22 protein-coding genes and 1 pseudogene are annotated in these 21,849 nt (G+C 67.2%); 6 read left to right on the top strand and 17 right to left on the bottom strand.

What is annotated here, in order from left to right:
- From tolQ to prmB, 4 genes are all read right to left on the bottom strand, one after another.
- Entirely contained in the window at positions 1–675 is a 675-nt protein-coding gene (gene tolQ, locus F627_RS0110325; RefSeq protein WP_018867507.1) for a protein TolQ, read from the bottom strand.
- 32 nt (positions 676–707) lie between these two features.
- Positions 708–1,127: a tol-pal system-associated acyl-CoA thioesterase gene (gene ybgC, locus F627_RS0110330; protein WP_018878520.1), complete on the bottom strand. Its 420-nt coding sequence runs from the start codon at positions 1,125–1,127 to the stop codon at positions 708–710.
- Complete coding sequence (ruvB, locus tag F627_RS0110335; RefSeq protein ID WP_018867509.1) at positions 1,124–2,167, bottom strand: Holliday junction branch migration DNA helicase RuvB; 1,044 nt, start codon at positions 2,165–2,167, stop codon at positions 1,124–1,126. The genes ybgC and ruvB overlap by 4 nt, the downstream gene beginning before the upstream one ends.
- Before the next feature lie 96 nt (positions 2,168–2,263).
- Positions 2,264–3,157, bottom strand: coding sequence for a 50S ribosomal protein L3 N(5)-glutamine methyltransferase (gene prmB, locus F627_RS0110340; RefSeq protein ID WP_019583991.1), 894 nt, complete (start codon positions 3,155–3,157; stop codon positions 2,264–2,266).
- An 82-nt stretch (positions 3,158–3,239) separates the two neighbouring features.
- Between prmB and asd the strand changes: the two genes are divergently transcribed.
- Complete coding sequence (gene asd, locus F627_RS0110345; RefSeq protein ID WP_018878523.1) at positions 3,240–4,094, top strand: archaetidylserine decarboxylase; 855 nt, start codon at positions 3,240–3,242, stop codon at positions 4,092–4,094.
- Positions 4,095–4,346: 252 nt separating this feature from the next.
- Here asd and F627_RS0110350 read toward each other — a convergent pair whose 3' ends face one another.
- Positions 4,347–5,099 carry a DUF3581 family protein gene (locus F627_RS0110350; protein ID WP_018867512.1) on the bottom strand — a complete coding sequence of 251 codons (753 nt, stop codon included), beginning with the start codon at positions 5,097–5,099 and terminating at the stop codon, positions 4,347–4,349.
- A gap of 43 nt (positions 5,100–5,142) precedes the next feature.
- Positions 5,143–7,032, bottom strand: a complete 1,890-nt coding sequence (gene recQ / locus F627_RS0110355; protein WP_019583992.1) for a DNA helicase RecQ — start codon at positions 7,030–7,032, stop codon at positions 5,143–5,145.
- A 176-nt stretch (positions 7,033–7,208) separates the two neighbouring features.
- Between recQ and F627_RS0110360 the strand changes: the two genes are divergently transcribed.
- The 4 genes from F627_RS0110360 (at position 7,209) to F627_RS0110375 (ending at position 11,094) form a co-directional block, all read left to right on the top strand.
- Positions 7,209–7,673, top strand: coding sequence for a c-type cytochrome (locus F627_RS0110360; RefSeq protein ID WP_019583993.1), 465 nt, complete (start codon positions 7,209–7,211; stop codon positions 7,671–7,673).
- A gap of 13 nt (positions 7,674–7,686) precedes the next feature.
- Positions 7,687–8,685 (top strand): diguanylate cyclase, encoded by a 999-nt coding sequence (locus tag F627_RS0110365; protein WP_019583994.1) that lies wholly within the window; start codon positions 7,687–7,689, stop codon positions 8,683–8,685.
- A 77-nt stretch (positions 8,686–8,762) separates the two neighbouring features.
- The gene (locus tag F627_RS0110370; RefSeq protein ID WP_019583995.1) at positions 8,763–9,161 is read left to right on the top strand and encodes a hypothetical protein; all 399 of its coding nucleotides are present in this window, start codon (positions 8,763–8,765) and stop codon (positions 9,159–9,161) included.
- A gap of 112 nt (positions 9,162–9,273) precedes the next feature.
- The gene (locus F627_RS0110375; RefSeq protein ID WP_019583996.1) at positions 9,274–11,094 is read left to right on the top strand and encodes an ABC transporter ATP-binding protein/permease; all 1,821 of its coding nucleotides are present in this window, start codon (positions 9,274–9,276) and stop codon (positions 11,092–11,094) included.
- 261 nt (positions 11,095–11,355) lie between these two features.
- Here the strand turns inward: F627_RS0110375 and arfB are convergent, their stop codons facing one another.
- From arfB to ilvB, 11 genes are all read right to left on the bottom strand, one after another.
- Positions 11,356–11,772 carry an alternative ribosome rescue aminoacyl-tRNA hydrolase ArfB gene (gene arfB / locus F627_RS0110380; RefSeq protein WP_019583997.1) on the bottom strand — a complete coding sequence of 139 codons (417 nt, stop codon included), beginning with the start codon at positions 11,770–11,772 and terminating at the stop codon, positions 11,356–11,358.
- Between the two features lie 7 nt (positions 11,773–11,779).
- Positions 11,780–12,094 (bottom strand): hypothetical protein, encoded by a 315-nt coding sequence (locus tag F627_RS0110385; RefSeq protein WP_019583998.1) that lies wholly within the window; start codon positions 12,092–12,094, stop codon positions 11,780–11,782.
- Between the two features lie 185 nt (positions 12,095–12,279).
- The gene (locus tag F627_RS0110390) at positions 12,280–13,872 is read right to left on the bottom strand and encodes a peptide chain release factor 3 (protein ID WP_019583999.1); all 1,593 of its coding nucleotides are present in this window, start codon (positions 13,870–13,872) and stop codon (positions 12,280–12,282) included.
- 126 nt (positions 13,873–13,998) lie between these two features.
- Positions 13,999–14,805, bottom strand: a complete 807-nt coding sequence (locus F627_RS0110395; RefSeq protein WP_042835220.1) for a tetratricopeptide repeat protein — start codon at positions 14,803–14,805, stop codon at positions 13,999–14,001.
- Between the two features lie 174 nt (positions 14,806–14,979).
- A complete protein-coding gene (rimI, locus tag F627_RS0110400; RefSeq protein ID WP_017941175.1) occupies positions 14,980–15,459 on the bottom strand; it encodes a ribosomal protein S18-alanine N-acetyltransferase in 480 nt (159 codons plus the stop codon).
- 107 nt (positions 15,460–15,566) lie between these two features.
- On the bottom strand, positions 15,567–16,304 hold the full coding sequence (locus F627_RS0110405; RefSeq protein ID WP_019584001.1) for a uracil-DNA glycosylase family protein: 738 nt from the start codon (positions 16,302–16,304) through the stop codon (positions 15,567–15,569).
- A gap of 4 nt (positions 16,305–16,308) precedes the next feature.
- Positions 16,309–17,133, bottom strand: coding sequence for a CDP-diacylglycerol--serine O-phosphatidyltransferase (gene pssA, locus F627_RS0110410; protein WP_017941173.1), 825 nt, complete (start codon positions 17,131–17,133; stop codon positions 16,309–16,311).
- On the bottom strand, positions 17,130–17,804 hold the full coding sequence (locus F627_RS0110415; protein WP_019584002.1) for a phosphatidylserine decarboxylase: 675 nt from the start codon (positions 17,802–17,804) through the stop codon (positions 17,130–17,132). Before F627_RS0110415 ends, pssA begins: the two co-directional genes overlap by 4 nt.
- A gap of 61 nt (positions 17,805–17,865) precedes the next feature.
- The gene (gene ilvC, locus F627_RS0110420; protein WP_019584003.1) at positions 17,866–18,882 is read right to left on the bottom strand and encodes a ketol-acid reductoisomerase; all 1,017 of its coding nucleotides are present in this window, start codon (positions 18,880–18,882) and stop codon (positions 17,866–17,868) included.
- A 67-nt stretch (positions 18,883–18,949) separates the two neighbouring features.
- On the bottom strand, positions 18,950–19,444 hold the full coding sequence (gene ilvN / locus F627_RS0110425; RefSeq protein ID WP_017941170.1) for an acetolactate synthase small subunit: 495 nt from the start codon (positions 19,442–19,444) through the stop codon (positions 18,950–18,952).
- Positions 19,445–19,466: 22 nt separating this feature from the next.
- Positions 19,467–21,185 (bottom strand): biosynthetic-type acetolactate synthase large subunit, encoded by a 1,719-nt coding sequence (gene ilvB, locus F627_RS0110430; protein ID WP_019584004.1) that lies wholly within the window; start codon positions 21,183–21,185, stop codon positions 19,467–19,469.
- Between the two features lie 525 nt (positions 21,186–21,710).
- Between ilvB and F627_RS17020 the strand changes: the two are divergent.
- A pseudogene (locus F627_RS17020) lies at positions 21,711–21,849 on the top strand (IS110 family transposase); the annotation flags it as partial.

Consider the following 21,849-nt stretch of genomic DNA (forward strand, 5'->3'; position numbering starts at 1 on the left):
TCAGGCCGGCGCCCCGGCGGCGCCCTCGGCCGGCTTGCCCGCGCCCTGGCGGTTCAGCAGGGCCACGAACTCGTCGCTGAAGTTCTCCAGGCGCGAGGCCACGCGATCGACGTCCCCGGCAAAGCGGTTGTAGGCGATGACCGCCGGGATGGCCGCGAACAGGCCCAGCGCGGTAGCGATCAGCGCCTCGGCGATCCCCGGAGCGACCATGGCGAGTGTGGCCTGCTGCACCCCGGAGAGCCCGAGAAATGCATGCATGATGCCCCACACGGTCCCGAACAGGCCGATGTACGGGCTGGTGGAACCGACTGTGGCGAGGAACTGCAGATAGCGCTCCATCTCGTCGGTCTCGCGGGCGATGGCCACGCGCATCGCGCGATGGGCCGGCTCGCCGGCCACCATGCCGTGCTGGCGGGCACGCAGGAATTCCTTGAAGCCGGAGGAGAACACGTGCTCCATGCCGGACATCTCGGACTTGCGGCGTACGCCCTCGTACAGGTGCGAGAGGTCCGCGCCCGACCAGAACCGTTCCTCGAACTCGTCGCTGGCCCGCTGGGCCGCGTTCAGCGAGCGCGCCTTGATGATGATCACCAGCCAGGAGAGTACCGAGGCGATCACCAGGATCACCATGACCAGCTGCACGATCAGACTGGCGTCCATGATCAGCTGGTACATCGAAAAGTCCACTGTCACTTGTCCATCTCCCGTTATGCCGTTGTTCCGTCCGCCGCCCGCATCGCGCGCGCCACTTCATCGGGGATCGCCACCGGCGCCTGCCGGGCCATATCGACACAGGCAATGGCGACCTCGCCGGTTGCCAGCGCCGTCGCCTCGCGCTGCACGACCTGCGCGAACTCCACGCTGGCGCGACGCATGCGCGTGACCCGGCAGGTGACCGTCAGGGCCTCGTTGAAATGCGCGGGACGCTGCATCTCCACAGCCAAACGCCGCACGGCGAACACAATTCCATACTCGGACCGCAGCCGGTCCTGCTCGAAGCCGAGGGCACGCAGCCATTCGGTACGCGCGCGCTCCATGAATTTCAGGTAATTGGCGTGATAGACCACGCCGCCGGCGTCGGTATCCTCGTAGTACACCCGCACCGGCCACTCGAATGCTGCGGTCATGGCTGGCGCGGGCCCTCCGCCGCGGGCGTCAGCAGATCGCCCTCGTCCATCCGGGTCAGGCCGAACATCGCCAGGGTACGCCGGGTCGCCTGGCGCCCGCGCGGAGTGCGCTGCAGGTAGCCCTGCTGAATCAGGAAGGGCTCGACCACATCCTCCAGCGTGCCACGGTCCTCGTTCATCGCCGTGGCCAGGCTCTCGACCCCGACCGGGCCACCGTCGAACTTCTCCACCAGCACCTCCAGCAGGCGACGGTCCTGGGCATCCAGCCCGGAGGCATCGATCGCCAGCAGGTCGAGCGCCTGCGCTGCCACGTTGTGGGTCACCACGCCATCGGCCCGGACCTGGGCGAAATCCCGCACCCGCCGCAGCAGGCGGTTGGCCAGCCGCGGCGTGCCGCGGCCCCGGCGGGCGATCTCCGCGGCCCCCTCGGCCTCGATCCCCACGCCCAGCAAACCGGCCGCGCGATCCACAATATGCGCGAGATCGGTGACAGTGTAATGATCGAGACGCTGCACGATACCGAACCGGTCACGTAACGGGGCCGAAAGCAGCCCCGCGCGGGTGGTCGCGCCCACCAGCGTGAACGGCGGCAGGTCCACCTTGATCGAGCGCGCCGCCGGGCCCTCGCCGATCACGATGTCCAGCTGGCCGTCCTCCAGGGCCGGATACAGCACCTCTTCCACCACCGTCGGCAGGCGGTGGATCTCGTCGACGAACAGGACATCGCGCGGCTCCAGGGCCGTCAGGATGGCGGCCAGGTCACCGGCGCGTTCCAGTACCGGACCAGAGGTCTGGCGCAGGCCCACGCCGAGTTCGTTGGCGACGATGTGCGCCAGCGTGGTCTTGCCCAGCCCGGGCGGGCCGGCGACCAGGGTGTGATCCAGGGCCTCGTCGCGCCGGCGGGCGGCCTCGATGAACAGCCCCAGCTGCTCGACTACGCGGGGCTGGCCGGTGTAGTCCGCGAGCCGCTTCGGGCGCAGGCTGACCTCGGCCCGCTCTTCCTCGGACCGACTCTGCATATCCACCAGACGTGATTCCATAGCCCCGCAGTATGCATCGCCACCGGTGCCGTTTACAGGGCCGTCCGGCGGGTTTTCGGATTCGCGTGCGTTCGAGCGTTCCCGCCCGTAGCGCCGTCAGGCGCCGGGGAGATCGCGGGCGTAGACCAGGAACACCCCGTGCCCGCCCGCCTCGAACTCCAGCCAGATCAGCGGCAGGTCCGGGAAGGCCGCCTCCACCGCGGCCTGACTGTTGCCGACCTCGACGATCAACACGCCGTCTTCCGTCAGGTGTTCGCGGGCCCCGTCCAGGATGCGGCGCACGATATCCAGTCCGTCGCCGCCGGCGGCCAGCCCCAGCGCGGGTTCGTGACGGTATTCGTCCGGCAGGGCCGCCATGTCCTCGGCATCCACGTATGGGGGGTTGGACACAATCAGCTCGTAGCGATCCCCGGGTTCCAGCCCGTCGAACACGTCGGACTGCACAGCGCGCACCTGATCGCCCACCCGGTGGCGCTCGATGTTGATCCTCGCCACCGCCAGCGCATCCGTCGACACATCCGCCAGGTCCACCCGCGCCTGCGGCAGCGCCAGGGCCATTGCGATCCCGATACACCCGCCCCCGGTGCACAGATCCAGCGCGCGGGTCACACCATCGGGGTCGACCCAGGGCTCGAAGCCTGCGGCAATCAGCTCGGCCAGCGGCGAGCGCGGCACCAGCACGCGCTCGTCGACATAGAACGGCACCCCGGCGAACCAGGCCTCGCGGGTCAGGTAGGCCGCGGGCTTGCGCGTGGCGACCCGCTCGCGCAGCACCGCCACCACCCGCGTGCGCTCGGCCTCGCTTAGGCGCGCATCCCACCACGACTCGGGCAGATCCAGCGGCAGGTGCAGGGTGTGTAGTACCAGCCAGGCGGCCTCGTCGAAGGCGTTGTCGGTGCCATGCCCGAAGCTCAGGCCGGCGCCGCGAAACTGACTGGCGCCGAAGCGAATGAAGTCGCGCAGGCTGCGCAATCCGGTGGTCGAATCCATGCCCGGTCTTTCCGTTACGTGCGAGGGCGGTCATCATACCGTCTCGCTACCGCCCTGTACGTAACCCACCCACGGACTCCGCATGAGCAAGATCGACCCCTGGCTGGCGCGCCTGTCGCACCTGCTGCCCCAGCACGCCCTTTCGCGCGGCGTGCACTGGCTGGCGCGCATCGAGTCGCCGCGCCTGCAGCCCCTGCTGCGCGCCTTCGTGCGCCGCTTCGGCCTGAACCTGGACGAGGCTGCCGAGCCGGACCTCGCGGCCTATGCCAGTTTCAACGCACTGTTCACCCGCGCCCTGCGCGAGGATGCGCGGCCGCTGGAGGGGGACGCCAACACGGTGGTCAGCCCGGCCGATTCGCGCGTCAGCGCGGCCGGGCGCATCGAGGCCGGCCAGATCTTCCAGGCCAAGGGCCATCACTACACCGTGCGCGAGCTGCTGGGTGGCGAGGACGATCTGGCGGAGGCCTTCCGCCACGGACACTTCGTCACCCTGTATCTGTCACCGCGCCACTACCACCGGCTGCACATGCCGCTGACCGGCACCCTGACCCACATGATCCATGTGCCCGGGCGGCTGTTCTCGGTGGCCCCGCGCATCGTGCGCCACGTACCGCGGCTCTACGCCCGCAACGAGCGGGTCGTGGCCTGCTTCGACACGCCTGTCGGACCCATGGCCATGGCCCTGATCGGTGCCCAGAACGTCGGTTCCATCGAGACCGTCTGGGCCGGCGAGGTCACCCCGCCGCGCGGGCGCGAGATCAGCGTAAGCGAGTATCCGGACCGCGACATCACCCTGGAACGCGGGGCCGAGATGGGCCGCTTCAACCTCGGTTCCTCGGTGGTGCTGCTGCTGCCCGACCATCCGCTGAAGCTCGCCGACCACCTGACGCCCGAAACCGAGGTCCAGGTCCGCTCCGCACTCGGCCAGTTCTACTGACTTTTTTCACCACGAAGCACACGAAGGCACGAAGAAGGGCCAGGTCAAGGGCGGTTAACAGGAAGATGGGAAGACTAGAAGTAAAAACGATCGGTTAGATGGACTCGGGGGGCGGCCGGCCATCGAGGGCTATTAACTGCATCGCCCGGATCAGCCGTATCTTGCCTTTCTTCCGATCTTCCCGCCTTCCTGTCCGCTCCAAGCCCTTGACCTTCTTCGTGCCTTCGTGCGCTTCGTGGTGAATAAAAACGTTCAGGCGTGGGCGCGGGCTGCGGTCTGGTTGAAGTAGGCGGCCTTCCAGCTCTCGTAGTCGGCGACGAGTTGCTCGACGTCGGCGGCATCGAACGGGCGCAGGCCGCTCAGCACCAGGTGCTTGCTGCCGTCGGCGACTACGGACTGATCGATCACCAGCTCGTAGTCCAGGCGGATCTCGCCGCGCTTGCCGTTGACGGTCATCACCGCGTCCTTCAGGCGCGGCTCCGGCACCCCGGCGCTGGCGGCCAGCGGCTCGGGCAGGCGGAAGCCCATGCGCTCGTACATCACCAGCGGGCGCTTCGGGTTCACCATCACGCCGTGCTCCTCCATCAGCGGCACCAGCACATGCGGGAAGTTCTGCCCGGAGAAGCTCACATAACTGCGGATCAGGGATTCGATCGCGTTGGGCTCGTCGATCACCGCGCCGGAGCGCTCGACCTCGATCACGCTCTTGCCATTGTCGTCGGTAATCGCAAAGGCCTCGCCCGGGGCCTCCGGGAAGATCAGCGGCACGTTGCCCCCCACCATGCCGGTAAAGCGGAAGTGCATGTTCGCGCTGGCGCCGTAGGTATCCAGCACCAGCGCGAACAGCAAATCGCCCGGCACGCAGAAGCGCCGGTTGTCGGCATCGTGGATCGGATTGAAATCGCCGGCGAGCGTCTTGGCAAAGTCACTGCCCTGCTCCGGGGTCACGACAAGTTGACCGTCGCGATGGCGGTAGAAATCCTCAAGGAAGCTTTTGTCGGTCACGCGGTCTCCCCGAAATCGTATTGCGGCGTGGTTTTTCGCACCACTATAGCCCGAAATGCCCCTCGATGGCCTTGATAAAGGCATCGCCATAGCGCTCCAGCTTGTGCTGGCCGACCCCGGAGATCCCGGCCATCTCGTCACGGCTGCGCGGGGCGGCCGCAACCATCTCCAGCAGCGTGGCATCACTGAAGATCACGTAGGGCGGCACCCCCTGATCGCGCGCGAGGTCGGTGCGCAATGCGCGCAGGGCCTCCCACAGCGCGCGGTCCTCGCTGTCCATCGCCGCCACGCTGCGCGCAGTGTCGCGACGGGCCGGCCGCGCCGCGCGGGCCTCGCGTTCCGGGCGGGCCACCTCCTCGCGCAGGTGGATCGACTCCTCGCCGCGCAGCACCGGGCGACAGGCCGGGTCCAGCTTCAGCCCGCCGTAGCCCTCCTCGTCCAGACGCAGCAGACCGCGGGCGAGCAGCTGACGTACCACGCCGCGCCACTGCGCCTTGTCCAGTTCCTTGCCGATCCCGAAGGTGCTCAGGCGGTCGTGACCCAGGCGGCTCAGGCGCTCGCTCGCGGAGCCGCGCAGCACATCGATCACGTGCCCCGCGCCGAAGCGCTCGCCGGTGCGGTAGATGCAGGACAGGAGCTTCTGCACCGGGACACTGGCATCCCAGGTGGCCGGCGGCTGCATGCAGTTGTCGCAGGTCCCGCAGGGCTCGGGCATGCGCTCGTCGAAGTAGGCAAGCAGGGCCTGGCGCCGGCAACTGGTGATCTCGCAGAACCCGAGCATCGCCTCCAGCTTTTGCTGCTCGATGCGCTGGCGCTCGGCGCCGGCCTGCGAGCCCTCCAGCATCTGGCGCAGGGTCACGACATCCTGCAGGCCATAGACCATCCAGGCATTCGCGGGCAGGCCGTCGCGCCCGGCGCGGCCGGTCTCCTGATAGTAGCCCTCCAGGCTCTTGGGCAGGTTCAGGTGAGCCACGAAACGTACGTTCGGCTTGTCGATCCCCATGCCGAAGGCGATGGTCGCCGCCATCACCACGCCCTCCTCGCGCAGGAACCGGGTCTGGTTCTCCGCGCGGGTCGCCGCCGGCAGACCCGCGTGATAGGGCAGCGCGGTAATGCCCTGTTCCGCCAGCCACTCGGCCACCGCCTCGACCTTCTTGCGCGACAGGCAATAGACGATACCGGCCTCGCCCGCGTGTTCCTCGCGGATGAAGCGCAGCAGCCGATCGCGTGCGGAACCGCCGCGCCCCCCGTCGGCCTGGGCGATGCGGTAGCGGATGTTGGGGCGATCGAAGGAGCTGACAAAGGCACGGGCCTGCTCCAGGCGCAGCCGCTCGCGGATCTCCTGGCGGGTGGGGCCGTCCGCCGTCGCGGTCAGGGCGAGGCGCGGCACCTGCGGGAAACGTTCGGCCAGCACCGCCAGCTGACTGTACTCCGGGCGGAAGTCATGCCCCCATTGCGAGACGCAGTGGGCCTCGTCGATGGCGAACAGCGCCAGCTCGATGCCCTCCAGACGCTCCAGCATGCCCGCGGCGAACAGGCGCTCCGGCGACATGTACAGCAGATCCAGTTCGCCCGCGTGCAGCGCGGCCAGCACGGAGCGGGCCTCGTCCGCCTTCTGGCCGGAATCCAGACTGGCCGCCGCCACGCCGTTCTGGCGCAGGGCCGCCACCTGATCCTGCATCAGCGCGATCAGCGGCGAGATCACGATGCCGCACCCGGGCCGCGCCAGCGCGGGGATCTGGTAGCACAGCGACTTGCCGCCGCCGGTGGGCATCAGCACCACGGCGTCGCCACCCGCGGTCACATGCTCGACGATGGCCTGTTGCTGACCGCGAAATTCCGTGTAGCCGAAGGTCTCGCGCAGGATCTCCAGTGGCGCCGCCGCCGGAGCGCTTCCCTGCGCTTCTCCAGCTGCAAGACCCGAGGGTTCCAATGGACGTACTCCAGACGGGAAGACAAGCCACGAAGACTGCCGAATGCCCGCCACCGCTGCAAGCCACCAGCGCCACAACCGCCCCGCGCCGGCCGCAATCCCTCCCGGTGCGCAGTCGCCCGCCGTGACCCGCCGCGATAAACTCCCCGCCTGAATACCAAAATCCAGGACGCCCGATGCCGACAACCGCCCGCCTCCTGCCCGCCGCCTTGCTGGCCCTGTTCGCGTTGACCGCCTGTTCCGACGCCCCGGAACCGGACACCGCCGCCGAGGCGCCTGCGCAGGCATCCAGCGAAGACTCGAGCGCGGCCTCCGGCTCCACCGCGCAGCTCGACTACAGCCTGCCGCCAGAGGACTTCGCCGCCGACCCCGAGGCCGGGCGCTCGCTGTTCCGCGCCAACTGCATGCAGTGCCACGGCGAGGACGCCCGCGGCACCGACCAGGGCCCGCCGCTGATCCACCGCATCTACGAGCCTTCGCACCACCCGGACATCACCTTCCATCGCGCGGTGGCCCTGGGCGTGCACGCGCACCACTGGGACTTTGGCGACATGCCGCCGGTGGCCGGCGTCACCGGCGAGGAGACCGCCCACATCATCGCCTGGATCCGCCAGGAACAGCGCGCCGTCGGCATCGACTGAACGCAACCCGTACATGACAGATCCACGCACGGAGGCGATCCGCGGCACGGTTCACGCCTACCTGGACGCCTGGCTGCGCCAGCGCGATCTCGCGGCCCTGCTGCGCCTTCACACCCCCGCGATCAGCGGCTTCGGCACCGGTGCCGACGAGGTCGCCTTCACCCCGGAAGAGGTCGAGCGCATCGTCGGGCGCGACATCGAACAGGTACCGGAACCCTTCGATTACACCATCCATCGCGAGGACATCCGGCTGCTGACGGATGACGTGGCGCTCGTCATGCTGATCTTCGACATGATCCTGGACACCCGCGGGCAGCGGGTCCGACTGAACGGCCTGCGCGCCAGCCTGGTGCTGCACGCGACCGCCGACGGCTGGCGCCTGGCGCACCTGCATGGCTCCTTCCCCGCGAGCGTCCATGGAGACGACGAGCCCTACCCGGTGAAAGAGCTGGAGGAGCGCGCACAGGTGCTGGAACGCCTGGTACGGGAACGCACGCACTCCCTGGAGGCCGCCCAGCAACACCTGGAACACCTCGCCACCACCGACCCGCTGACCGGATTGAACAACCGCATGAAGGCCAGCGAGGCCCTGGCCGAAGAGATCCTGAGGGCCGAGCGTCACGCGAGCCCGCTCAGCGTAATCCTGCTGGACCTTGATCACTTCAAGCCGATCAACGACACCCTGGGACACGGCCGCGGCGACGCGGTACTGACCGCGGTCGGGCAGCTGATCACGGGCCGCATCCGCGCCACCGATCGGGCCGCGCGCTGGGGTGGCGAGGAGTTCCTCATTCTCTGCCCGCACGCCGACATCGCCGCCACAGCCCGGCTGGCCGAGGACCTGCGCCACTGCCTGGAGATCCACGACTTCCAGACCGGACAGCCACTGACCGCCAGCTTCGGCGTGGCCCAGCTGGAGCCCGGCGAGAGCGCGGCATCCCTGGTGGACCGGGCCGACCGCGCCCTGTACGCGGCCAAGTACGCCGGGCGCAACCGGGTCCAGAGCGCGTGAAATCAATCCGGCCCCGGGGCGCCCCGTCCATGAACCACAGGAACGCATTCACCCCGATCGGCAAAAGGAGCCTTGCCATGTGCACGAAGAGACTGACCCTCGCCACCCTTCTGGGCCTTATGGCCCTGCCCGCCCAGGCAGACCCGGTCGACATCCTGGAGGCCCAGCTGCATGCCGGCGGCCCGGACCCGTGGCGGGTCGCCGTCACCGTGGAGCATCCCGACACCGGCTGGGATCACTATGCCGATGCCTGGCGTGTGCTGGACGCCGATGGCAACGTCCTCGGTGAACGCATCCTGCACCATCCACATGTCAACGAGCAGCCGTTTACCCGCAGCCTGCGCCGGCTGTCGATCCCCGACGGCACGCGCTTCCTGCAGATCGAGGCCCGCTGCTCGCAGGACGGCTGGAGTCACCAGCGCCTGCGGATCGACCTGGAACAGGACCGGGGCGAGGGCTACCGTATCCACCGGTGAGGCGCGCGACCGGGCCGCACCGGGCCGGGGAGCCGCCACGGAACGCGCGCCCATGTGCGTACCCGGCAGGGACCTCCTAAAGTAGGCAGCCTACCCAGCCCCGGATTCCCTCATGCGCGGTCACTCCAGCGTGCACGATGCGCCCGACGACGCGATCAACTGGCGCATCGTTCGCTCCCTGTTTCCCTATCTCGCGGAGTTCCGCGGACGGCTGTTCCTCGCCCTCGGGCTGATGGGCCTGGCCAAGCTGGCGACCGTGCTGGTCCCGCTGGCACTGAAATACATCGTCGACCACTTCGAGGACGGCGGCACCGAGGCGCTGGTCGCGGTCCCGGTGGCACTGGTGATCGCCTACGGCCTGCTGCGCTTTGGCAGCACCCTGTTCGGCGAGCTGCGCGACGCGGTCTTCGTACGGGTGGCCGAGCGGGCCATGCGGCGCGCGGCCCTGCGCGTGTTCGAACATCTGCATCGGCTCGAACTGAGCTTCCATCTGGCGCGCGAGACCGGCGGCCTGGCCCGGGACATCGAGCGCGGCACCAGCGGCATCAGCTTCCTGCTGCGCTTCATGGTGTTCAACATCCTGCCGACGATCATCGAGATCGCGATGGTCGCGGTCATCCTGCTGGTGGCGGTGGGCCCGGTATTCACCCTGACGGTGATCATCGCGGTGGCGGCCTACATCGTCTGGTCGGTGTGGATTACCGAGTGGCGCACCCGCTTCGTGCGCGAGGCCAATCAGCGCGACAACGAGTCCAACACCCGCGCGATCGACAGCCTGCTGAACTACGAGACGGTCAAGTACTTCGGCAACGAGGGCTTCGAAGCCCGCCGCTACGACGAGGGCCTGGCCACCTGGGAACAGGCGCGCACCAAGAACGTCCTGTCGCTGGTGCTGCTGAACTCCGGGCAGGCCCTGATCATCGCCGGCGCGATCACCGTGATGATGCTGCTGGCCGCCAGCCGCGTGGCCTCGGGGCAGATGTCGCTGGGCGACCTGGTCATGGTCAACGCCTACATGATCCAGCTGTTCATGCCGCTGAATTTCCTCGGTTTCGTCTACCGCGAGATCCGCCAGTCACTGGCGAACATCGAGCGCCTGTTCGGGCTGCTGGAAAAACCGGTTCAGGTCGAGGACCGGCCCGGCGCGCCGGATCTCGACGTCGCGGAGGGGCATGTGCGCTTCGAGCAGGTCGCCTTCCACTACCAGCCGGAGCGCCCGATCCTCGAGGACGTATCACTGGAAATCCCAGCCGGGCACAAGCTGGCGGTCGTCGGGCCCAGCGGGGCCGGGAAGTCCACGCTCGCACGCCTGCTGTTCCGGTTCTTCGACGTGACGGACGGGCGCATCACTATCGACGGCCAGGATATCCGCGAGGTGACCCAGCAAAGCCTGCGCAGTGCGATCGGCGTGGTCCCGCAGGATACCGTGCTGTTCAACGCGAGCATTCGCTACAACATCGCCTATGGTGATCCGGAGGCCTCCGAGGAGGCCATCCGGCGCGCGGTGCGTCTGGCGCACCTGGACCATTTCATCCAGCGCCTGCCCGACGGCCTGGATACGGTCGTCGGCGAACGCGGCCTCAAGGTCTCCGGCGGCGAGAAGCAACGCATCGCCATCGCCCGCATGCTGCTGAAGGACCCGCCGATCCTGGTCTTCGACGAGGCCACCTCGTCCCTGGACTCGGGCTCGGAGAAGGCGATCCTGCAGGCGCTGAACGAGGTCTCGGCGCGGCGCACCACGCTGGTCATCGCACATCGCCTGTCGACCGTGAAGGATGCCGAGCAGATCGTGGTCCTCGATCAGGGACGCGTGGTCGAACGCGGCACCCACCGCGAACTCCTCGCGGCGGGCGGCGCCTACGCCCGCCTGTGGCAACACCAGCAGGAACACGAACCCGCGCCCGTCGATCCGCGCCCGAATGCCGGGACCTGAACCCTTTTATTCACCACGAAGCACACGAAGGCACGAAGGAATTCAAGGGCGGTTAACAGGAAGGTACGAAGACGGGAAGATGAATAGGGTGCGTCTCCCAGAGCCCCTGATGCCCGGGCGCGCGGATGTGGCCAGCCGGTGCCCGGCGCCCCAACCAGAAATCCTTCCGACCTTCCCGTCTTCCTGTCCGCTTTTATGCCATTGACCTGGCCCTTCTTCGTGCCTTCGTGTGCTTCGTGGTGAATAAAGAGCTCTTGGCAGTCAGTCGGGATCGACGCGGCCGCGCAGGGCCTTCTTGCGGCCGCGGTGGGTCTTGCCCTCCAGGCGGCGCAGCTTGGAGGCGCGCGTGGGGCGCGTCGGCTTGCGCGCCTTGATCGGGCGACCCACCTCGCGCAGCAGCTCCGCCAGGCGCTCCAGCGCATCCTCGCGGTTGGCTTCCTGAGTACGGTACTGCTGCGCCTTGAGCACGACCACGCCGTCCTTGGTGATGCGCTGGTCATGGCGGCGCAGCAGGCGCTCCTTGTAGACGTCGGGCAGGCTGGAGGCGCGGATGTCGAAGCGCAGATGAATGGCCGAGGCCACCTTGTTCACGTTCTGCCCGCCCGCCCCCTGGGCACGGATCGGGGTCAGCTCAATCTCGTGCTCGGGGACACTCACGCTGTTGGAGATGCGCAGCATCGCTCGATCAGCGGAACTCGCCATCGTGGATACGGCCATCCGCGTCCAGCTCGGCGAAGAAGCGGCTGTTATCCGTGCGGTATTCCTGGGTCACGATATCGCCCGGGAGGACCAGCATCACGTCGGGGTAGACACGCTTGAACTCCTCGGGCGTCGGCCGGCTCTCGAGGAAATGCAGGAACGGGTTCATCTGCTCCACCGTACCCGGGCGCGGCTCGGGCCCGTCGGCCTGGGTTTCAGCCGTGTACGCCGAACAGGCACCAACGCCCAGCGCCAGCACTACAACCACAAGGGCCGGGGTCCATCGGAAATTCAACTCCATGCAAACCTCCTGCGCACGCAAGATGCAACGTCATTGCGAGGCGCCGAAGGCGTCGCGGCAACCTCCAGAAGCTCGCACTCCAGCTAGATCCGATGGCCCACGGGAGATTGCTTCGTCGCTTCGTTCCTCGCAATGACAGGCGCGTACGCCGCGCACCGGGAAAGATCTGTTCGGAGCCCGGCGACCTACTCCGTCGGCTGGCCGTGCTCGCGGGTCGCCTCGAAGCGGATCTCTGGCCACTTTTCCATCGCCATCTGCAGGTTCACCCGGGTCGGGGCGATATAGACCAGGTCACCGCCGTGGTCGACGGCCAGGTTGGCCGCGGCCTTCTCCTTGAACTCCTCGAATTTCTTCGGATCATCGCTTTCGACCCAGCGGGCGGTCTGGACGTTCACGTTCTCGAACTGCGCCTCGACCTTGTACTCGGTGCGCAGGCGCTCGGCGACCACGTCGAACTGCAGCACGCCGACCGCGCCCAGGATCAGGTCGTTGTTGGTCAGCGGACGGTAGAGCTGGGTCGCGCCCTCCTCGCACAGCTCCTGCAGCCCCTTGGCGAGCTGCTTCATCTTCAGCGGGTCCTTCAACTGCGCACGGCGGAACAGCTCCGGGGCGAAGTTGGGCACACCGGTAAAGGTCAGATCCTCCCCCTGGGTGAAGGTATCGCCGATGCGGATGGTGCCGTGGTTGTGGATCCCGATGATGTCGCCGGGATACGCCGTCTCGACATGCTCGCGGTCGGAGGCCAGGAAGGTCAGCGCGTCCGGGATCTTCACGTCGCGACCGATCCGCACGTGGCGCAGCTTGGCCCCCTTGTCGAAGGTGCCGGAGCAGATGCGCATGAACGCGATGCGGTCGCGGTGGTTCGGGTCCATGTTCGCCTGGATCTTGAACACGAAGCCGGTGAACTTCTCCTCGGTGGGCTCCACGCGGCGCGAGTGCGTCGGGCGCGGCAGCGGGCCCGGGGCATACTCGACGAAGTCGTCCAGCAACTCCTCGATACCGAAGTTGTTGATCGCCGAGCCGAAGAACACCGGGGTCTGCTCGCCGCGCAGGTAGGCCTCGGCATCGAACTCGTGCGAGGCACCCTGCACCAGTTCAAGCTCCTCGCGCAGTTCCTGCGCCTGGTCCCCCAGCAGCTCGTCCAGACGCGGATTATCCAGCCCCTCGATGATCTCGCCGGTGGACTTCTTGCCGCCCTGCTCCGGGTCGTACAGGTGCACCGCATCGCGGCGGATGTGGTAGACGCCGCGGAAGCGCTTGCCCGAACCGATCGGCCAGGTGATCGGGGCGCACTCGATCTTCAGCACCTCCTCGACCTCGTCCAGCAGCTCGATCGGGTCGCGGCCCTCGCGGTCCATCTTGTTGACGAAGGTCATGATCGGCGTATCGCGCAGCCGGCAGACCTCCATCAGCTTGATGGTCCGCTCCTCCACGCCCTTGGCCGCATCGATGACCATCAGCGCGGAGTCCACCGCGGTCAGCGTGCGGTAGGTGTCCTCGGAAAAGTCCGCGTGCCCCGGGGTATCCAGCAGGTTCACCATTCGCCCCTTGTACGGGTACTGCATCACGGAGGAGGTGACCGAGATCCCGCGCGACTTCTCCATCTCCATCCAGTCGGAGGTGGCATGGCGCGCTGACTTGCGCCCCTTGACCGTACCGGCGAGCTGGATCGCGCCGCCGTACAGCAGGAGCTTTTCGGTCATGGTGGTCTTGCCGGCGTCCGGGTGCGAGATGATCGCGAAGGTCCGGCGACGGCGGGTTTCCTCGATAAAGGACATGAATGCGAGCCGCTTGAATCAGCCCGCAAGTTTAACGCGAAACCGGGGCTCCGGTTCAGGGTGGCAGCCCCTGACACGAAAACGGCCCCGGAAACCGGGGCCGTCATCCTGCCGAGTACGCGGCGGTTAGCGTGCGGAGGCGGCCTGGATCGCGGCGTTCTGTTCCTCGAGACGACCCTTCGCGGTCACCAGATCGCGGTTGTTCATGCGGGCCTCGAGGCTGGCGATGCGCTCCTCGTCCTGGGCCAGGCTGTACCAGACGTGGGCCTGGACCAGGTCGCGTTCGACCCCGCGTCCGTTCTGGTGCAGGCGGCCCAGTCCGATCTGGGCATGCCGGTAGCCCTGCTCCGCCGCGGCGGTGTACCAGCGAGCGGCCGCGGCCGCATCGCGCGTGGTGCCCTGACCGTTCTCGTGCAGCAGGCCGACGTAATACTGCGCGGCGGGCAGGCCCTGGTCCGCGGCCCTGGTCAGCCATTCGAGGCCGGCCACCGGATCCTGTTCGCCATTGGCCAGGTGGCTCCCCAGCCAGTACTGGGCGTCGGCATGTCCCAGTTCGGCGGCGCGGGTGTAGTGCTCGCGACTGCGGTCGGCATCCGCCGCGGCCCCCTTGCCGGTGGCGAAGAGATAGCCCAGATAGTAGTGCGCGCCGGCATGATCGGCGTCCGCGGCGCGGGCAAACCAGCGCACGGCCTGATCGTGATCCACCGCCGTGCCGCGACCGGAGTAGTTGGCCATGCCCACGTCGAACATCGCGGCCGGATCGCCCTTCTGCGCATTGCTTTCGCGGATTTCGTACCAGACGCCCAGCAGTTCCTGCTGGCGCTCGGCCTCGTCGTAGCCAAAGGCTTGCTGGGCCTGCACGGCGCCGGCGGAAACCAGCAGCGGGAGGGCCAGCGGAAGCGAAAAGAACATTGCACGCAGGGATCGGGACATGGGGAACCTCATCCGGTGTCGGGGCGAATACCGGTCTTGATCATAGACCGGGGGGCGAACCGCCACAACGCGAAGCCCTCGGGACGAGAACCGAGGGCGGCAAAACGTGGCGGAATCCCGGAAACCGCCGCACAACCTGTGAACGGGTTCACGACCCGCGCGGGAACCCGGGGTTCAGGCGCCGGCGGGTGCGGCGCAGCGACGCGTCAGCACCCAGGCATCCTCGCGGCCGCTGGGAAGCGGGTAATAGCGGGGCCGCGTACCGATATGCTCGAAGCCCTCGGAGCGGTACAGCTGGACCGCGGCCACATTGGACGGGCGCACCTCGAGAAACAGGGCCTCGGCGTCCTGATCGCAGACATAGTCGAACAGGCGCCGGACCATGAATCGGCCGAGCCCGTTACCCTGCCAGCGCGGATCCACGGTCAGGTTGAGCAAATGCGCCTCGCCGGCGGCGACGGTGAGCACGCTGTGACCCACCTGGCGCCCGTCCACCTCGAGGATCCAGCAGTCATAGCCCACGCGGATGCAGTCCTCGAAGATCCGGGCGGTCCACGGGTAGTCATAGGCCTCGCGCTCGATACGCATCACGCCCTCCACATCGACCGACTCCATGCGGCGCAACTCGGGCTGGACGCGGGGTTCGGCACTCATGACGCGGGCTTCTCCGGCAGCAGTGAATGGACGAGGGACGAACGGTTCCCGTGGTGTGGGAGCCCGCCGATGCCGCGCGGGTTCCCATTTCCACAGTATTTTTCAGGCTACGTCAGGCAGGCACGGGCCCGTTGCAGATCCTGCCAGGCCCGCGCCTTGTCGGCCGGCTTTCGCAGCAGGTAGGCCGGATGGTAGGTCACGACCAGCGGCACGCCCTGATAGCGATGATCCCCACCGCGCATGCGCCCGAGTGGCTCATCCGAGGCAAGCAGACTCTGGGCCGCGACCCGCCCCAGGGCGACGATCACCTCCGGCTGGATCAGGGCAATCTGGCGGTCGAGGTAGGCGCGGCAGGCTGCCGATTCCTCCGGTTTCGGATCGCGGTTCCCCGGGGGGCGGCACTTCAGCACGTTGGCAATAAATACGTCGTGATGGCGGTCCAGGCCCAGCGCCAGCAGCATGTTGTCCAGCAACTGCCCGGCCCGGCCGACGAAGGGCTCCCCACGCCGATCCTCCTCCGCACCCGGAGCCTCACCGATAAACAGCCAGCGGGCGCCCCGATCCCCCACTCCGAACACGGTCTGCGTGCGCTCGCCGGCCAGTTCGACGCAGGCCTGGCAGCCGCGTACGTGCGTCTCCAGGGCCTCCCAGTCCAGGGTCTCGACCGCGACGCCCTCCGCCCCACTGCCGGCATCCACCCACTCGGCCACCGCTTCGGGGGCCGGCGCGGCGGCTCCGGCGTCGCTAACGGACGCTTCGGCATCCGGGGCGGGCGCGAGGCGCGACCGCCATACCGGTATGCCCATGTCCGCGAGGATGCGGCGCTGGCGCACCGACAGCGTCACGCGGCTATTCCCCGGTGGGCGCACGGCGACGATGGCGGCGCCAGCGCTCCAGTGTCAGCAGCGGGCCGGACAGGGCATAGATCACGAAGCCCGCCAGCAGGACCTTGGGCGGGTCCAGCGCCAGCAGCATCAGCGCCACCACCACCCCGACAATCGCCAGGAAAGGTACCCGGTGCTTGAAGTCCATGTCCTTGAAGCTGAAGTAGGTCAGGTTGCTGACCATCGCCGCACCCGAGAGCACGGTCACCACCAGGATGCCAACCACGTACGGATCGGCGAGCTCCGTGGGGATCCCCCAGTCCTCCAGCACCCAGACCATGCCCACCAGGATCGCGGCGCTGGCGGGGCTCGGCAGCCCCTGGAAGAAGCGCTTGTCGCTAACCGCGAGGCGGCTGTTGAAGCGCGCCAGGCGCAGCGCGGCGGCAGTGGCGAAGAAGAAGGCCGCCACCCAGCCGAAATTGCCCAGGTCGTGCAGTTGCCACAGGTAGACGATCAGCGCTGGCGCGACACCGAACGAGACCAGGTCCGACAACGAATCGTACTGCGCGCCGAACTCGCTCTGGGTATCGGTCATGCGGGCGACTCGCCCGTCCAGGGTATCCAGCACCATGGCCACGAAGATCGCGATGGCGGCGGTGATGTATTCGCCGTTGATCGCGGAGACGATGGCGAAGAACCCGGAGAACAGCACCCCGGTGGTGAACAGGTTGGGCAGCAGGAACACACCACGCCGGCGGCGGCGATGCGGTGGCTGGTCGTCCGCCACGGTATCCTCGCCCTCGATGTAGTCCGGCTCGGACGGCCGGTCGCCTTCGTCCCCTGCGCTCATTGCAGCATCTCCACGGTCCCCTCGCTTTCCCCGGTGGCTTCGGACTCCGGCAACCCGCCCAGCAGGGCAGATCCGGCCAGCACGCGCTGGCCCGGCTCGACCATGACCTGCGAGCCCGCCGGAAGCCACACCTCGAAGGTACCACCAAAGCCGGCGAACCCCATGCGCTTGCCGCGTCCGAGACGGTTGCCCGGAACGTTGTTCTGCATGCGGATCATGCGCGGCCAGTGATCGACACTGAGGGCCAGCGTCAGCCGCGTGCCCTCGTCGGTCTCCAGCGCATAGGCCAGGCGGCCCTCCAGCTGGGCGTCCGGGGGTTCGTCGGTCTCCTTGCCGGGCCAGACCCGTTCGTGGATCTCGGCCTCCTGCGGTGCATGCACGTTGTATTCGCCCAGCCGCCGCTGGCGCAGGCGGATGCAGACCGCCGGCTTCTGCGTGAACGGGTCACGGGCCTCGGAGATCGACTCGATGGTGCCATCGGCCGGGGCGATCACGCCCAGGGCCGGTGCCGGGGCCTTGCGCCGCATATCGCGGAACAGCGCCATCAGGAACACGGTGAGGATCACCATGAACAGGCCCAGCTCCGCCTCCCCGACCAGCAAGGTGATGACCGCCATCCAGGCAGCGATAATCACGAACAGGCGACCCTCGGGGGCTAGCGGAAACAGCATCGGACGCTCGGCAGGAAAGAAAGGCCGCGGCGGGCCGGAATGCCCGCCGCGGGGAGCCGCATCAGTTGCGGGACTTGTCGACCAGCTGGTTGGCCTTGATCCACGGCATCATGGAGCGCAGGCGTTCGCCGACCTGCTCGATCTCGTGGGCGGCGTTCAGGCGACGGTTGGCGGTCATCGACGGGTAGTTCATCGCGCCTTCCAGGATGAACTGCTTGGCGTACTCGCCGTTCTGGATGTTGCGCAGCGCCTCGCGCATGGCCCAGCGCGACTCTTCGTTGATCACCTTCGGGCCGGTCACGTACTCGCCGTACTCGGCATTGTTGGAGATCGAGTAGTTCATGTTGGCGATGCCGCCCTCGTACATGAGATCGACGATCAGCTTCAGCTCGTGCAGGCACTCGAAATAGGCCATCTCCGGGGCGTAGCCCGCCTCGGTCAGGGTCTCGAAGCCGGCCTTGACCAGCTCCACCGCACCGCCGCACAGCACGGCCTGTTCGCCGAACAGGTCGGTCTCGGTCTCGTCCTTGAAGGTGGTCTCGATGATGCCGGTGCGTCCGCCGCCGATCGCGGAGGCGTAGGACAGGGCGATGTCGCGCGCCTTGCCCGATGCGTCCTGCTGGATGGCGATCAGGTCGGGGATGCCGCCGCCGCGGACGAACTCGGAGCGCACGGTATGGCCCGGGGCCTTGGGCGCGATCATGATCACGTCCAGATCCTTGCGCGGCTCGATCTGGTTGTAGTGAATCGCGAAGCCGTGGGCGAAGGCCAGGGTCGCGCCCTGCTTCAGGTTCGGCTCCAGCACATCGCGGTACAGCGCGGCCTGGTACTCGTCCGGGGCCAGCACCATGATCAGGTCGGCGCCGGCGGTCGCGGCGTCGACATCGGCCACCTTCAGGCCGGCCTCTTCGGCCTTGGCGCGGGAGCCGGAGCCCTCGCGCAGACCCACGGTCACGTCCACGCCGGAATCCTTCAGGTTGTTCGCATGGGCGTGGCCCTGCGAACCGTAACCGATGATGGCCACCTTCATGCCCTTGATGATGGAGAGATCGGCGTCTTTGTCGTAGTAGAGATTCATCGCAATTTCCTTGATATCGGGCAAACAAACGGGTCCGGCCCCGGAAACCGGGGCCGGACCCGGGGATTCAGATTTGCAGGCTGACGTCGCCCCGGGCGATGCCCATGACGCCGGAGCGCACGACCTCCAGCACCGGGAACGGCTGGAGCGCCTCGAGGAAGGCATCCAGCTTGGACCCCTCGCCGGTGATCTCGATCACATAGGTGTCATGGGTCACGTCGATGATCCGGCCGCGGAAGATGTCGGCCAGGCGCTTGGCCTCCTCGCGGTCGGCAGCCTCCGGGACGCGCACCTTGACCAGCGCCATCTCGCGCTCAATGTGCGGATAGGCGGTCATGTCCAGCAACTTGATCACGTCAATCAGCTTGTTCAGCTGCTTGGTGATCTGCTCGACGATCTCGTCGGAGCCGCTGGTGACAATGGTCATGCGCGACAGCGACGGGTCGTCGGTCGGCGCGACGGTCAGCGATTCGATGTTGTAGCCACGCGCGGAGAACAGCCCGGCCACCCGCGAGAGGGCACCGGCTTCGTTTTCCAGCAGGACACTGATGATATGACGCATACGGCTCTTCCCTGTACCCGGCTCAGACCAGGATCATTTCGTTCTGGCCGGCACCGGCCGGGATCATCGGATAGACGTTCTCGGACTGGTCGGTGATGAAGTCCAGGAACACCAGGCGCTCCTTCTGCGCCAGGGCCTCCTTGATCGCACCCTCGACATCCCCGGGCTGGGTGACCTGGATGCCGACGTGGCCGTAGGCCTCCGCCAGCTTCACGAAGTCCGGCAGGGCGTCCATGTAGGACATGGCATAGCGGCCCTGATAGAAGAACTCCTGCCACTGCCGGACCATGCCCAGGTAGCGGTTGTTCAGGTTCAGGATCTTCAGCGGCAGCTGGTACTGGAAGCAGGTGGACAGCTCCTGGATACACATCTGGATACTGGCCTCGCCGGTGATGCAGCCCACGGTCGCGTCCGGATGCGCGAACTGCACGCCCATCGCGAACGGCAGACCGACGCCCATCGTGCCCAGGCCACCGGAATTGATCCAGCGGTTGGGCTTGTCGAAGCGATAGAACTGCGCGGCCCACATCTGGTGCTGGCCGACATCGGAAGTCACGTAGGCATCGCCCTCGGTCAGCTCCCAGAACTTCTGTACCACGTACTGCGGCTTGATCAGTTCGGAGGTCTGGTCGTACTTCAGGCAGTCCTGCGCCTGCCATTCCTCGATCTGCTTCCACCAGGTGGCCAGAGCCTCGGCATCCGGCTTGCCACCGTTCTCGCTCAGCCCCTTGATCAGTTCGCGCAGCACCGGCTCCACCTCGCCCACGATCGGCACGTCCACCTTCACGTTCTTGGAGATGGAAGACGGATCGACGTCCACATGCACGATCTTCGCGTGCGGGCAGAACTTTTCGATGTTGCCGGTCACGCGATCGTCGAAGCGCGCACCGATCGCGATCAGCACGTCCGCGTGATGCATGGCCATGTTGGCCTCGTAGGTCCCGTGCATGCCGAGCATGCCGAGGTACTGCTTGTCCGACGCCGGGTAGCCGCCCAGCCCCATCAGGGTGTTGGTGATCGGATAGCCCAGCTTTCGGGTGAACTCCGTCAGCGCCTCGGAACCCTTGCCCAGGATCACGCCCCCGCCGGTGTAGATCATCGGCTGCTTCGCTGACAGGATCAGCTCCACCGCCTTGCGGATCTGGCCGGTGTGTCCCTTCGAGACCGGGTTGTAGGAGCGCATGTGGATGCTCTCCGGGTACTCGAACTCGCAGCTGTCGGCGGTCACGTCCTTCGGGATGTCCACCACCACCGGGCCGGGGCGACCGGTGGTCGCCACGTAGAAGGCCTTCTTGATGGTGGTGGCCAGGTCCTTCACATCCTTGACCAGGAAGTTGTGCTTCACGCAGGGACGCGTGATCCCCACGGTGTCGACCTCCTGAAAGGCATCATTGCCGATCAGGCTGGTCGGCACCTGGCCGGTGAACACCACCAGCGGCACGGAATCCATGTAGGCATCGGCGATCCCGGTGATCGCGTTGGTCGCGCCGGGGCCGGAGGTGACCAGCGCCACGCCGGGCTTGTCGGAGGACTTGGCATAGCCCTCGGCCGCATGTACCGCGCCCTGCTCGTGGCGCACCAGTACGTGGGAGACCTTGTCCTGCCGGTACAGCGCATCGTAGATGTGCAGTACCGCGCCACCGGGATAGCCGAATACGACCTCGACACCCTCGGCCTGCAGGCTGCGGCAGAAGATTTCGGCGCCGGTGATGGCGGTGGAGGAACTTGCGGTCTCGGACATGATGGTCGACTTCCTTACCGGGGGCTTGTGCGCGATCGTCAGGCGATCACACACCACAAATCAAAATAGCCCACCATCCTAATATGAAATCGCCCCCATTTCACGCCATAAAGCGGATGAGCGCCCGGCGGGCATCACGAGAAGCACCACGACGCAGCAGCCTGCCGGAGATGCCCCAAACGCTGGACCGCGCGGACACCGGGGTTCCGTCAGGAGGTTGCCACGGCCCCTGCGGGGCCTCGCAATGACGAAATGGCAGGGCACCGTCATTGCGAGGCATGAAGCGCCGTGGCGATCTCCACGGGCGGCCCCGGCGCCGGACCGAACCCATGCCGGTGTTCCGTCAGGACATTACTTGCAGGCTCGCCCTTCGGGCCAGCCTGCGGCCTTTCAACGCACTACGCACTTTTGTGCCACGGCCCCTGGCGGGGCCTCAATGGGATGGACGCCCCCGCCCTATTACGGCATCGCGATGTGCCAGAGTGGGGGTGATCACTCTCACTCGAAGAAGACGGAGGCGTCCACATGCAGGTTACAACACTCGGTATTGATCTCGCGAAGAACGTGTTCCAGGTCCACGGTGTGGATGCGCAGGGCCGGCAGGTGTTTTCGAAGGCGCTGCGGCGCAGCCAGTTGCGCAACTTCGTCGCCCAGCTGCCGGCCT

The sequence above is a fragment of the Thioalkalivibrio sp. ALE16 genome, from assembly GCF_000381305.1.
GTDB lineage: Bacteria > Pseudomonadota > Gammaproteobacteria > Ectothiorhodospirales > Ectothiorhodospiraceae > Thioalkalivibrio.